Origin of the sequence: Insulibacter thermoxylanivorax, from assembly GCF_015472005.1 — a bacterium.
Classification (GTDB): Bacteria; Bacillota; Bacilli; order Paenibacillales; family DA-C8; genus Insulibacter; species Insulibacter thermoxylanivorax.
This window is the reverse complement of the sequence record NZ_BMAQ01000008.1, coordinates 68,988-82,326: the sequence shown is the minus strand read 5'-3', so window position 1 is coordinate 82,326 and position 13,339 is coordinate 68,988. Positions and strand designations below refer to the sequence as shown.

Genomic DNA, 13,339 nt, shown 5'->3' with positions numbered 1-13,339 from the left:
TCCTTCATTGCTCATCCGCAGTACACGAAGTAAAGCATAGCGATTATGATCAACATCCAAACCTTACTCAGCGTGTCCACCCTCGCATCTAGAGCGTCGTTCAGATCAGCAAGCATCGTCGATCATCGTCGATCCTCATTCATTTTCATCATCGATTACGCACGGCAAAACCTCGATCGTTGCTTCTAAATCTCGTTCAAACCAAAAGCGATACATACTATCTTCCGGCTGTAAATAAATATCCTCAACATAAAGTCCTTTCATTCCTACAGCTGCTATAGTGCCGTTCCTTTCATCAAAAAAGACCGGCGCCATATAAGCATCACCATTTGGAAAGACAAACCAAGCATAAGTATCGGTACTGTATTCATAGAAGTCTCGAATATAGAAATTCACGATCCCTTTCCATTCTTCTTCAACAGTTTCAGAATTTTGTCTCTTCTCGCAATAACTCTCATAATATTTTCGAGCTGCAGCTAACAATTCATCCTTATAAGTGGATTTTCCGAAGTTTGGACTTCGTAACTTAGAGATGATTAAATCAAATTGGGAGGCCGATACATAATCACCTTCCGGCACTTCTTCTTTTGTCAAAGTTCTGTCAATATAGACAGTATTGTTCTTATTTAATAACTTAAAAAATTGCTGATCATCATCAATCTCCTCAATTACTGCATAAATTTCATCATCATAAATGCGAACTTCTACTTCGAAGGTTTCTCCAATGTACGGTTCATAATTCGTAATTCCAGGAGGATTGTTCCACATATCATAATTGATATACTCATCGACCGCAGCTTGGATATTCTCCATGGTATAAGGGTCCGGAAGCTTGGCAGGAATCGGTTCAACATTTTGATGCTGGTCGGATTGAACATGTTGTTCATCTGCTGTCGTCATTTCTTGCTCGACACGGTTAGTGTCACCATCCTGCAATGTTGAACCAGTAGAACTTTCAGAAGTACATGCACTCATTAGGAAGATCAATACCAGCAGCCCAAGATACCTATTCATCACTCAGTGCTCCTCTGTTATTGAGCTGATCCTTTTTTCATTTGAGATTATATCCCATTTTTGTATTTTGATCAACAAATTTTCATAGATTTTGAAGATATTTGGAGATGCGAAAAAACGGACCGCCCATCCAAGATCGGACGATCCGTTCTCCTCATACCGCATTTGCTTGCTCCCCTATATCCCCCATACTCAACCGAACTTCAGCTGCTTCTTACTCCGCTGCGTCCCGCTTCCCAGCTTGCGGCGTATCAAAGCGCCTGCGCTCCGTCCGTTCGATCTGCACGATCCTCCCGTCATGCACGATGATCAGCACGCTGCCATATTCCAATCCCTTGATGCTGTCCAAGACCCGCTTGGACCAGATGTCGTCGATCTGCACCGATTTGCCCATCCTCATCCCTCCATATTGCTGAACATACAAATTGCTGTGATCTGCAGCCGTATACCGTGCTCAACCTTGCAATTCTCCCCAACCTTCGCTGCACCGATCCGCCCCGCGTCACACGCCTATGCGCCTGCAGCCATCCGTCCTAACGATTCGCCTATCTCACCGCTGCAGGTTGAGCCGCTGTGTGCTTTGCCTGCGGGAGCTCGATATGCTTATTCGCATTTTCCACGATCTGCAGTACCCCGCCGCGAATCAGATACAGCCTGTGAATGAATACCCCAACCTCTTCTCCCTGTATGAATCGTTATCATATTGCTTCAGCGCATAAGCCCAAGCAGCGAGATAATTCCATCTGGCACCGCCGGAGGTCTTGGGATTCGGCGTAATCACGCTGATCTCCGGCTCGATGAGATCGCTCCAGTCCCGGATGTCTTTCGGATTGCCCTTGCGCACCAGGAAGACGATCGTCGAGGTATAGGGCGAGCTGTTATCCGCCAACCTCGTCTGCCAATCGCTGTCGATCAGTCCGGCTTCTGCGATCGCGTCGATGTCATACGCCAGCGCCAGGGTGACAACATCGGCCTGGATGCCGTCGATGACGGACCGCCCTTGACTGCCGGAACCGCCGTGGGATTGCTTGATCCTCACCTCTTGGTTCTGCGTTTCCCGCCAATACTTCGCAAAAACTTCATTGAACTCATCATACAATTCACGCGTTGGGTCATAAGAAACATTCAGCAGTTCAACGGCTGGCTTCATGGGATCAGCCGCAGGGTCTTCGGAAGCAGACGGTATCCGGGATTGCCCGCCGCTTCCACCGCCGCAAGCGGCAAGTCCCAAGATCATGACCATAACAAAAGACAGCTCAGATAACTTTTTCATCGACATGTTCTCTCCCCTCTTCTACTCATCAAACATGGTTCACCGCTGATCATGCAGAAGTCTGAAAAAGTCTCCGGCTGTCCGGTCGAACTTAATTCATATTAATTATCTAGGATTTATCGGAAATCATACACCCGTCTATTTCTCCTGTCAATAGCTGGCGAAGATGTTGTCACTATGGATAAAAGCGGACAGAGGAGGAGGGAATTCCGGCTGAAACGCATGCATAAGAGCATCTGCGGTCAAGGACTTTTTTTCATTTTGTTAATAAGTAACTCTTTGGGCATTCATCATATTTTCTTATAAATAACGGATAAAAAAATCGCACATCCTGCGGCCGCTTCTCGCCCATGTACACCTTATGCACGACCGCCCAGTCATGTGCCATGTTCATCCTTACAAACAAAAAAACAGGCCATCCGATCCCTGCACGGACAGCCTGTTTGTTCATCCGCTATGTTGAAGACGGATCCTCACCGGTATGCCAGATGACCGTCTCCACCTTCTGCAAGCGAATGTATTCATTTTTCTCTAGATCCGTTCGAAAATAAGCGTACATATACGCGGCCTCCAGAAAGGACAGACCCGGATATACCGCGATATGTTCATGGGAATACGGGTTATCGATGAGCACCTGCCACTCTCCGTCCCTGTCTGATGCCGGGATCTCCCGGAGCAGCGATGACTTGTAACGCACGATCCCTTCGAACTCCCGCCAGAGGTCCTGCCAGGACGGACTGATCTTGCCGGGATCAGGCAGGGCCTTGCGCACTCGCTCGATTAACAAGGCCGCTTCATCGGCATCCTCATCGGTGAACTCGCGGAGCACTTGCCGCAGCTCCTCGAGAAACCTGCGCACGACCGTGAAGCCTTGTTTCGCCAGCTGCTCACCGAACTTCCGGAGGTCTCCTTCGCTGTCCAGCGCCAGCAGCGCCTCCTTCCGTTCGGCTGCCGTCTGTGCCTCATGTGCCTTCTGCCGCCCGCCTCCAGCGAGGGAGCGGCCGGCACCGGGTCCTGTCATCGTCATAAGGATTCTCCTACAAATACAGATTATTAGAACTCATGAATCTCACTTTCAATTACAGATACGGATTCTCGTGTTTGGCTTTGAGGCGCATCCAGCGGCGTTCTACTTCTTCTTCAAACTCCTTCAATGCTTCCGCGTATTCCGGACGTGTCAGATGCCGCGTCTTGCCCATGTTCTTCAGCCAGTCGGTGAGCGGGATGCGCTTGCCCCGATCCTCCGGATTGTACGTGATCTTCGTTTTCCCTTTCTCTACTTCATACAGCGGGAAGAAGCAGGAGTTCACCGCATCCTCGATGATCTTCTGTCCGAGCTTCTCTTCAGACAGCCAGTTCAGCGGACAGGTGATCAGGATCTTACCGTAGACCAGCCCTTCGTTCTGTGCGTAGTACTGAGCCTTCGCCGCCTTCTTCAAGAGGTCTTGCGGGAACGCCTCAGAACCGGTGAACACATACGGAATATTCGTAGCTGCCATGATTCTCGGCGTATCCTTGTGGTGGAAGGTCTTGCCGCCCTGATATTTGCCGATGTTCGATGTCGACGTGCGGTGGCCGAGCGGCGTCGAATAAGACAGCTGCGCACCGGTATTCATGTATCCTTCGTTGTCATATTCGAGGATGATCATCTTATGGTTGCGCAGCGCGCTGCCGATCGCAGCACCCATACCGATATCCATGCCGCCGTCGCCGGTGATCATAACGAAGGTGAAGTCGTCCTTCAGGCCGTATTTGTCCAGTTCGCCGCGGCGCTTGCGCTCCAAGAACATCTCGACCACACCGGAAAGCGTAGCCGCACCGTTCTGGAACAAGTTGTGGATATACGTCGCTTTGTGCGAGGAGTACGGATAGCCCGTTGTGACGACCATCGCACATCCCGTCTGATAGAGCGCGACGATATCCCCTTCGATTCCCTTGAAGAACAGCTCGAGGCCGGAGAAGATGCCGCAGCCCGGGCATGCGCCGTGGCCGGGTGCCAGACGCTTCGGCTTGTTCATCAGCTGGCGGATCGGGGGCACGCGAACATTCAGCTCGCCGGTCTCTTCATCCTTCTGTACGCGGATCAGTCCCGTCTTCAGATCTTCATACTTCAGCGGTTCGATGACGCGCTTCGGCGCCTTGTCCGGATCGCCCGGCGTATGGCCGTAGTAGTCGAAGGGTTTCTCCACATATCCCTTGTTCATCGCATCGATGGCCAGCTCGAAGAAGTGAAGCCCGTCTTCTGCGTAGAAGTCCTTGCCGCCGAGACCGTAGATCCGGCTGATCACCAATGTATCCTTGTTGCCGTAGGTTTGCAGGGCCGCCTTGATCTCGTTCGTCATGTTGCCGCCGTAAGCACCGTAGGAATCCGCGCGGTCGCCGACGGTGATCGCCTTGACATTCTTCAGCGCTTCGGCGATCTGCTTCTGCGGGAACGGTCGGATCATGTTCGGCGAGATCGAACCGGCCTTGATCCCCTTCGCACGCAGATCATCGACCACATCCTTGATGATCTCGGATGCGGAGTTCAAGAGGAACACAGCGACCTCTGCATCTTCCATCCGATACAGGTCGAGGATCGGATAATCCCGTCCCGTCAGCACGGCATATTCCTTGCGGATCTCATCGTAGATCTCGCCGGCTCTGTACATGGCTTCAGACTGCTGATAACGGTTGTTGATGAAGTCCGGTTCATTCATGTACGGACCTACGGTGATCGGATTATTGCGGTCGAGCACATCCGGGAAACCTTCCGGCGGCTGCTCGCCGATGAACTTCAAGACATCTTCGCGGTGCGCGAAGGTCTGTACCCGTCGCTTCTGGTGGGAAGTGAAGTATCCATCCGATGCGACCAGAACGGGCAGGCGAACCTCAGGGTGTTCTGCCAGTTTCAGCGCCATGATGTTCATATCATAGACCGCCTGCGGATCACGGCACAGCAGGATCGGCCATCCAGTGTTCAGAGCGAAGTACAGATCCGAATGGTCCCCGTGAATATCCAAGGGGCCGGATACGGACCGGCATACCAGGTTCATGACCATCGGGAAGCGAGTCCCCGACTGCACCGGCATCTGTTCCAGCATATAGAGATAGCCGTTGGCGCTCGTCGCATTGAAGACGCGTCCGCCGGCTGCCGATGCACCGTAGCAGATCCCCGCGGAGCTGTGCTCGCCGTCGGCTGGAATCAGCTTGATATCATGCTGGCCATTGGCCTTCATCAGGTCAAGAAATTGAGCCACTTCCGTAGATGGGGAGATCGGGAAATATCCCATGATGTGATAGTTGATCTGGTGAGCCGCATACGCCGCCATCTCGTTGCCGGACTCGTAGACCATGCGCTGTTCTACGGTGCCTTTGCTCAGTTCTTTGTCGATATTCATCGCCATCTTTAACCCTCACCTCACATACTTATCTCATGTCAAACGCTGCTAACCTCAGTCCCAATAAACCTCAACCAAAGCCTAACCAAAGGGGAAACCAATATCTAAACCATAGAAACCGCCAAGAACTGCTGCCTTCACCTGCAGCCTCGCCGTCCCGGCATCGATCCGATGCCTGTCACTGCGCCAGTTCGAAGCGATGCGGCACGCGATGCTCTTCAGCATATCCATCCGTTTCACGTTCCGCCACCAGCGCTTGCGTCGGACAAGCCGTCACGCACTTCAAACAGCCTTTGCAGTACTGATAATCAATCCCCTGCAGGAACATCTGCATGCGTCCCTTCTTATCCGGCTTCTCTTCCCACACGAAGCAGAAATCCGGACAAGCGATGTCGCACTGCGCGCAGTGGATGCATTTCTCTTCTATAAAATGCGGCATCATCCCTTGCCTGGAGATGCTGAGATCCTTCAGGATGCTGTTGCCCGGGTTGATGATCGTGCCGCCGATCGGCTGGGTCTCATAGCCCAGGACCGGGATGTCCCAACGAACGGGCTTCGGCAGTTCCGTCCCCTCCGGCAGTTCGAAGGTTTGGAAAGTCACCTCTTCATAGCCGCGCTCGAAGGTGCGCAGAGCCGGTTCAACGGCATGCGGATATTTTTTCTCCAGGGATTTGCGTATGATCCCTTTCATATGTTCCGGGTCCAAGAAATCGCAAAGCCGGAACAATCCACCCAGCATCGCCATGTTCACCCGGTTCTTCTCCTCCAGCGCGATGCCCGTCGCGTCGACGACGGCGATCGTCCCGCCCTTAAGATTCAGCTTCTCCTTCAGCTGTTCCGGCGTCTTCGCCGAGTTCACTAAGACGATGCTGTCTTCGTAGATCCCGCTGATCACGTTGACCGTCCGCGACAGATTCTCGTGGAAGATCCCTACGATATGAGGCCGTTCGACCGGCGTCGTATCGCGAATATTCATGCTGGGATCGCAGAAACGAATATGCGCTTTAACGGGGGATCCTTTCTTCTCAGAACCATAAGAGGAAAAACTCACTCCATTGAAACCGCTTCCAACAACGCCTGCCTCAGCTAACATCTTGCCGGCCAAGTTAGCGCCCAGCCCCCCGATCGATTCCAGGCGAATCTCGAAGAATCCTCGTTCATTCGTTCTCGGAAGTACAGCCATCCTCAATCTCCCTCCCTAGAAACCAAATATTAAGAATAGTCAAAAAAATAAGACCGCCGAGTAAATTATACCACTTATTTCTACTTTTGAATATGATGTTCCTCATTTTTGTGCACTGCACGCCTGCGGAAAGGCGTCCCAGCATACTATAAACCAATATATGACGAGGAACATTCATACTATTACTAGAATTCCTATGATACTTACGATTGATTTATTATACTAGAGTGTTTTATAAGTGCTCGATGACAAATGTCACGCCATATTCACTCGATCCACTGTGTTTTTGTATCGATTGGGTATTGATTCTTCCGTTACGTTAAGTTCTACAATAGCAGCAAGGGGTGATTCCAGTGAATAAAGCCATGTCCATCGGTGAATTTGCCAAGATGACGGGCGTCAGCCAGCGGACGCTGCGCTTCTATGAAGAAAAGGGCCTCTTGAAGCCCAGCTTCGTCAGCGAATCCGGCCGCCGATCCTATAAGATGGATGATCTCGTCGTCCTGCAAGAGATCTTGGCTTACAAGTATCTCGGCTTCTCCTTAGAAGAGATTCGCGCGATGATGCTCCATAAGCCTCGCAGTTTGAAGCAAAATCTCTTGCTGCAGAAACAAGCGATGCTTCAGAAGCGCGCCTCCCTGGATCAAGTGATCAAAGCCCTCGATCACGCCTTGGAACTGCTTGAGACCGAGGAGACGCTCGATCCGCAGGTGCTCTCCTTCATCATTCAGAGCATCATCACCGAACCGAAGCAGCTAAGCTATCTCTCAGAGATCTTCCCGGAACATACACTGAATCACATCAAGCAGCTCTTCTCCGACCAAGCCCGTGAGCTGGAATGGAATAAGAGAGCCGGCCTTCTCTTCCATCAGATGAAGCAGGCGGTCAAGCAGCACCCGCCGGAATCCGAGGCCGTGCAGCTTCTCGTCGATGAACTATTCACTATGACCCGGGAAATAATCGGCGGCGACTGGGATACCTTGCAAGAAGCGAGCGGGAAGCTGGAAGAGCTGGTGAACACGCCGGATCTGTTCGGCTCGCCCTTCACCGCCGAGGAAGAACAGCTGGTGATGCAAGCCTGCGACTACTATATGCGCAAGAAAGGACTGATTCCTGATGAAGCCTAACAACCCCGGCCAATGGCGGCAATTTCTGCGGATGCTGTATGAAGCGATGCCGCCGAAGTGGATCTTGATTGCCGCCCTCATACTAAGCATCGCCGAATCCGCAGGGGGCCTGATCGTCCCGATCTTCACCCGCGATCTGATCGATCAGTTTGCAGCCAGCGGCATCGATTACCGCGTGATCCTCTGGCTGACAGCAGCATTCATCCTGCAGGCGGCGGCCGGCGGACTCTCCTTCTATCTGATGACCTATATCGGTGAAACCTTCGTTCGCCGCATCCGCACCCGCTTATGGGATCATGTGCTGAAGCTGAAGGTTTCTTACTTCGATAAGCATGAATCCGGCGAACTGATGAGCCGCGTCACGCAGGACACGAACACGATCAAGACCCTCGTCGCCCATCATCTCGTCACGTCCGTCTCAGGCATCATCTCGATCATCGGCGCGCTCGTCATCCTGTTCCTGATCGATTGGCGGATGACGCTGATCATGCTGAGCGCCGTGCCGATCTCCCTGCTGATCCTGATGCCCCTGGGCGGGCTTGTCTATCGCATCTCCCTGCAGACGCAGGATGAACTCGCTTCACTCAGCGCTTCGCTGGGCAGGGTGTTAAGCGATATCCGCCTCGTCAAGTCGCATAACGCGCAGATCATCGAGAGCCGCATCGGTGCCCAGAAGATCCGTAACCTGTTCAAGTTCGGCATGCGGGAAGCGAAGATCCAGTCCATCGTCTCGCCGCTGATGACAACGGTCATCCTCGCGCTCCTCGTCGTGCTCATCGGCTACGGCGGTGCCCGGGTAGCCGCCGGCGATCTGTCCGCAGGCACGCTCGTCGCTGTTATCATCTATATGTTCCAGATCGTCATGCCGTTCAGCTTGCTCGCCCAGTTCTTCACCGCCTTCCAGAAGGCGATGGGCGCCACGGAACGCATCCAGGAGCTCCTGGCAACGGAAACGGAAGCCATCGAGCTCGTCGACGCACCGGCCGCAAGTACTCAGCCCTCAGTTCAGCCTATAGATCAACCCATAGATCAACCCATAGATCGGCCTATATCGCAGGAACCGCCGAGTCAGAGGAAGGAGGAAGGAGTGGATTGGAAGCAGCCCATCACCTTCCGCAGCGTATCCTTCGCCTACGATCAGGAGAAGGTACTGCACAATCTAGACTTCACCATTCCACCGGGACGCACCATCGCCTTCGTCGGTCCGAGCGGGGCCGGCAAGACGACGATCTTCTCGCTCTTGGAACGATTCTATGAAGTGACGGACGGCGATATCCTGCTCGGCGGCACCTCGATCTATGCTCTCCCGCTGCATGCCTGGCGGCGGGGGATCGGCTACGTATCCCAGGAGAGCCCGATCATGGCGGGGACGATTCGGAGCAATCTCATCTACGGACTGGAGCGCGAGGTAACGGACGAGGAGATCGCCCAAGCAGCGCGCTTAGCCAATGCCGCCGCCTTCATCGAGGAGTTCCCGGACGGCTATGATACGGAGGTCGGAGAACGCGGCATCAAGCTGTCCGGCGGACAGCGGCAGCGCCTGGCCATCGCCAGGGCGCTGCTGCGCGATCCGAAGCTGCTCCTGCTCGATGAAGCAACGTCCAATCTCGACAGCCAATCGGAAGCCCTCGTCCAGTCTGCTCTGGAGCACTTGATGCGAGGCCGGACGACCTTGATCATCGCCCACCGCCTGTCCACGGTAATCGGCGCCGATCACATTCTGTTCTTGGAGAAGGGCGTGATCACCGGCCAAGGCACCCATGATCAGCTGATGCAAGAGCATGAGCTCTATCGCCGCTTCGTCCAGCAGCAGATGCAGCATGAGGTGCTGAATACGCCGTAAGCATATCCTGTTCAGAGCTCCTGATCATCCCTGCACAGTAAAGAGGGGGACGCCGGACCAGCGTTCCCCTCCCTTCCAGAGATTATGATCTTAGGTACATCGTAAGCGGCCATAGATTCAGCTCGCGGATTCCTTCAGCCACCAGGCCGGCAATTTTCACAGCGCCGTATTCCTGGAAATGGGTATTGTCTTGGATACCAGCCGGGAAGTTCTCGAACTCCCCCTTCGCCCCCCACATGAAGAGCGACTTGGAGCGCTCCGGTCCCAGTTCCTCATACAGCTTCTTCGTCTTCTCCGCCAGATCGATGAGCGGCACCTGCTGCTCTTCCGCCAGTTTGCGCATCGCCGTCAAGTATTCCCCGTGGGTATCCTGCAAAGTGCCGTCCTCATGGAAGTACCTGCGCTGCACGCTCGTCAGCAGCACCGGATGGGCGCCGGTGTTTCGCGCTGCTTCGATATACTGCATCAGATGTTCGACATAGCTCGTATGGGGATCCGTTCCCCGCTCCGGATCTTTCTTCTGGTCGTTGTGTCCGAATTGGATGAAGAGGAAATCATCCTTCTGCATCTCCTCTTTGATCGCTTCGAGCCTTCCCTCGAGGATAAAGCTGCGCGAACTGCGTCCGGAATAAGCGTGGTTGGCGATCACCACATCATGCTTAAAGTACATGCCGAGCATCTGCCCCCATCCGGCATAAGGATACCCTTCCTCCGGCTGATCTGCCGCCGTGGAATCGCCTGCGATGAAGATCTTCACCGCATGCGGCGCCGGTACGATCTCCAGCGCGTTGATGCGCGGTGCTTTGCCTGAGAAGGCCAGGCGCAGCTGACCATTGCGCACATAAGCGGAGAAGGATTCACGGATGAACTGCCCCGGCACGGTCCGTTTGTTCTGGAAGACGATATGCCCCGTCCCGGCTTTCAATGTGGTGACCGTCGGCAAGACGGCATCGCCGATCGTCACCGTCACCATATAGCTGCCATTCGGAACATCGACGACGAAGACGGAGTCGAAGGGGATGCAGAAGTCCCCCTCGATCCCGCTCTGTTCCTCCCGCTTCTTCGCCGTTACCTGACTTGGATCGAGGAATCCATATCCCAGTTTGGTATCATAAGCTTGGTTGTCCGTTACCTTGATATATCCTTCCTGTGCCGGTTCTCCCTCCGGTCCGAAATCATAGCGATAAGTTGCTGCCACTCCTTGTTCCTCCTTCTGCGGTCACTGAGCTTCAAGTTCAAACCTTCCTCACAACCATAACTTCTCCTTACAGATCAGTTCGCTCTCCATGTTCCGAGTTCCTGTTTCTAAGCGCTTCCCTCAGCAGCCACGTCTCGATCCCAGCGAGCATGACGATTCCGATGCCATGGGTATCATTCAGGTTCCACGGCAGGTCATCCTTGTAGTACAGCGCGGAGAAGGCATAACCCGAACCGCGGCAGACGCCGTAGATATTCCCCTCGCCGTCGATCGCATAACGGGCCAAGCCTTCCCAGCCGCGTTCGACCGCCTCCACATAGGGCTCTGGATTCGTCAGCCAGCCGTACCGCACGCCTCTGGCAAAGGCATAGATGAACATCGACGTACAGGAAGCTTCCTCGTACGACTCCGGCATCGTCAATACTTGGTGCCATAAGCCGTTCTCGCCCTGCAAGGCAAGGTAGCCCTCCGACAATTCACGGAAGAAGGTGAGGAGTTCGTCCCGATCCTCATGATCCTCCGGCAGGACGCGGAGAAGTTCCGTCAAGGAGAACAGCACCCAGCCGTTGCCCCGGCCCCACGGCACTTTGTTCTGTTTGTCAAACTTAAAGTCGTAGACATGGGACATGATCTTCAGCTCAGGCATATACAGGTACTTCTTATAGAGCAGGAATTGCTTCGCCGCATCATCCACATATGCCCGATCCCCGGTCAGCTCATAGTAGCGGGCCAGAAACGGCGTGCTCATATACAGGTCGTCGCACCACATCGTATCCTTCATGAACAAGGTGCTGCCGGTGACGCGGTACAGCGCCCCGTCCTCCAGGCGGGACTGTTCATGGCTGATATAGTGAGCGATGCGGTCCGCAACCTTCCGCGCCCCCTTCAGTTCGCGCTGCTCCATCGCATACAACATCGTGGCGGCGAAGGAGCCGCAGTCATCCAGGCTGTCAATCGCCGTGAGCTGATGGTTGATGCCCGCTCCCCCGTACTGCTCCTTGTCCCAGAGCGCGTACTGCTCATAAGCCGTACACTGCTCGATATGATCGAGCACATAATCGACATAGTCCTGTCTTCCCAGCTTCAGCCCCGTCCGGAGCAGCCCGTATAAGGTCACGCCGAGCGGATAGTTCCATCTGCCGTAATGGGTCGTCTCGACGAAGGGGCGGAGCACGGTATTCGGCTGATCGACGCGCCAATAGGTGCCGCCCTTCGCCGCTTCAAAGACGGTATCCAAGCGGCATAGATCAGCGGCTGCGGGTTCACTGCCCTTCCGGAAGGCGCCGGTGTACAGCCAGTCTGCCGCAAATCCGTGCACCAGCACCGGTGCTTGCAGGGCAGTGCCGGAGCTGATCATGCGCAGCTCATGATCCCACTTAGCATCATCGGCCGGCCGCTCAGAGCGGACGAGAAGATCATGCACGCCGTATCCGCAAGGAACAGTGATGCGGTAATTGCCGCTGTCCGATGCGGAGCGGTACACCTCCTTACCGTTCAGATACACCGTAAGCGCACCCCTGTGCTCACCGGCGATCTCCACCGCCGCGCCGTCGGGACGCTGATTCACCAGTTTCGTCCAAGCATAAGCGACCTCGCCCTCTTCATCAGCGAACAACCGGCCGAACACGCCGCGGCGAAGCTCTGCTTCCTCCCAAGCCGCCTGCGGCAGCCAGCGCACCGGGTCATCCGCCTCCGTCGTCCCTTCACCCGGCAGCTCAGCGAGGCGTTCATCCAGCGGCTCAGTGTAGAGCCACCCCTCTTGCCCGTCCCGCTCTGCCGACGCCGTGACAAAATGCAGCGGCAATCCCTTGATCGATCCTGTCCCAAAATGCCCGCCGCAGCCCGTGCCCGTCTTCTCGAACTGCAGGACGAAGTGATTCCATCCCGCTTGCAGCTTCTGGCGGAACCAGCTGCGCTGATCCGGGAAGACATCCTCTTGGATATTCGACTTAAAGGCCAGTTCCCCGTTCACATAGACGCGAACCGGACCGAAGCAGCTCACGCTGAAGGGCAGCTCCGCCTCCTGATCCGACCAGAGCTTCGCCCAGGCATAGACGAACTGCCCATCGCGGATCTCGGGAAACTTCTCCACGAAGTCAAACTCATACCGGTAATCGATATTACGCTTGAAAGCGCCGCGGTGACTTGCCCGGAACACCCAGGGATGCTTCGGCTGACTACCGATATAGCGGTTCGCGATCAACTGCAGGGTATCTGCAACATCGCCGTGATAGACACGATAACTGCTGTGTTCTGGAGGGAAATAAGCCATCTTGTTCACTGCTCCTCTCTCGTTCTGTTCATCGCTTTGTCATATCATA

9 protein-coding genes and 1 pseudogene are annotated in these 13,339 nt (G+C 54.4%); 2 read left to right on the top strand and 8 right to left on the bottom strand.

Annotated features, from left to right (window positions below; all coding sequences use genetic code 11):
• Window positions 1-135: 135 nt before the first annotated feature.
• The 6 genes and pseudogenes from PRECH8_RS05910 to PRECH8_RS05885 form a co-directional block, all read right to left on the bottom strand.
• On the bottom strand, window positions 136-1,014 hold the full coding sequence (locus tag PRECH8_RS05910; RefSeq protein ID WP_200966170.1) for a hypothetical protein: 879 nt from the start codon (window positions 1,012-1,014) through the stop codon (window positions 136-138).
• A 214-nt stretch (window positions 1,015-1,228) separates the two neighbouring features.
• On the bottom strand, window positions 1,229-1,408 hold the full coding sequence (locus PRECH8_RS05905) for a YezD family protein (RefSeq protein ID WP_200966169.1): 180 nt from the start codon (window positions 1,406-1,408) through the stop codon (window positions 1,229-1,231).
• A 282-nt stretch (window positions 1,409-1,690) separates the two neighbouring features.
• Window positions 1,691-2,287 (bottom strand): annotated as a pseudogene (locus PRECH8_RS05900) (sulfate ABC transporter substrate-binding protein); the annotation flags it as partial.
• 454 nt (window positions 2,288-2,741) lie between these two features.
• Window positions 2,742-3,314: a hypothetical protein gene (locus PRECH8_RS05895; protein ID WP_242457456.1), complete on the bottom strand. Its 573-nt coding sequence runs from the start codon at window positions 3,312-3,314 to the stop codon at window positions 2,742-2,744.
• A gap of 52 nt (window positions 3,315-3,366) precedes the next feature.
• On the bottom strand, window positions 3,367-5,673 hold the full coding sequence (locus PRECH8_RS05890) for a thiamine pyrophosphate-dependent enzyme (protein WP_200966167.1): 2,307 nt from the start codon (window positions 5,671-5,673) through the stop codon (window positions 3,367-3,369).
• A 172-nt stretch (window positions 5,674-5,845) separates the two neighbouring features.
• A complete protein-coding gene (locus PRECH8_RS05885; protein WP_200966166.1) occupies window positions 5,846-6,850 on the bottom strand; it encodes a 2-oxoacid:acceptor oxidoreductase family protein in 1,005 nt (334 codons plus the stop codon).
• A 353-nt stretch (window positions 6,851-7,203) separates the two neighbouring features.
• Here PRECH8_RS05885 and PRECH8_RS05880 point away from each other — a divergent pair, with 353 nt between their 5' ends.
• Both PRECH8_RS05880 and PRECH8_RS05875 read left to right on the top strand, forming a co-directional pair.
• Window positions 7,204-7,977, top strand: a complete 774-nt coding sequence (locus PRECH8_RS05880; RefSeq protein WP_200966165.1) for a MerR family transcriptional regulator — start codon at window positions 7,204-7,206, stop codon at window positions 7,975-7,977.
• A complete protein-coding gene (locus PRECH8_RS05875) occupies window positions 7,967-9,820 on the top strand; it encodes an ABC transporter ATP-binding protein (RefSeq protein ID WP_276569093.1) in 1,854 nt (617 codons plus the stop codon). The genes PRECH8_RS05880 and PRECH8_RS05875 overlap by 11 nt, the downstream gene beginning before the upstream one ends.
• An 82-nt stretch (window positions 9,821-9,902) precedes the next feature.
• Here PRECH8_RS05875 and PRECH8_RS05870 read toward each other — a convergent pair whose 3' ends face one another.
• Window positions 9,903-11,018 (bottom strand): rhamnogalacturonan acetylesterase, encoded by a 1,116-nt coding sequence (locus PRECH8_RS05870; RefSeq protein WP_200966164.1) that lies wholly within the window; start codon window positions 11,016-11,018, stop codon window positions 9,903-9,905.
• Window positions 11,019-11,085: 67 nt separating this feature from the next.
• Complete coding sequence (locus PRECH8_RS05865; RefSeq protein WP_200966163.1) at window positions 11,086-13,290, bottom strand: glycoside hydrolase family 88/105 protein; 2,205 nt, start codon at window positions 13,288-13,290, stop codon at window positions 11,086-11,088.
• Between the last annotated feature and the right edge of the window lie 49 nt (window positions 13,291-13,339).

What these genes read in the sequence shown, in the direction of transcription:
- PRECH8_RS05885 (WP_200966166.1), bottom strand. Translation starts at nt 6,850, where the DNA reads ATGGCTGTACTTCCGAGAACGAATGAACGAGGATTCTTCGAGATTCGC.
- PRECH8_RS05865 (WP_200966163.1), bottom strand. Translation starts at nt 13,290, where the DNA reads ATGGCTTATTTCCCTCCAGAACACAGCAGTTATCGTGTCTATCACGGC.
- PRECH8_RS05890 (WP_200966167.1), bottom strand. Translation starts at nt 5,673, where the DNA reads ATGGCGATGAATATCGACAAAGAACTGAGCAAAGGCACCGTAGAACAG.
- PRECH8_RS05895 (WP_242457456.1), bottom strand. Translation starts at nt 3,314, where the DNA reads ATGACGATGACAGGACCCGGTGCCGGCCGCTCCCTCGCTGGAGGCGGG.
- PRECH8_RS05875 (WP_276569093.1), top strand. Translation starts at nt 7,967, where the DNA reads ATGAAGCCTAACAACCCCGGCCAATGGCGGCAATTTCTGCGGATGCTG.
- PRECH8_RS05905 (WP_200966169.1), bottom strand. Translation starts at nt 1,408, where the DNA reads ATGGGCAAATCGGTGCAGATCGACGACATCTGGTCCAAGCGGGTCTTG.
- PRECH8_RS05910 (WP_200966170.1), bottom strand. Translation starts at nt 1,014, where the DNA reads ATGAATAGGTATCTTGGGCTGCTGGTATTGATCTTCCTAATGAGTGCA.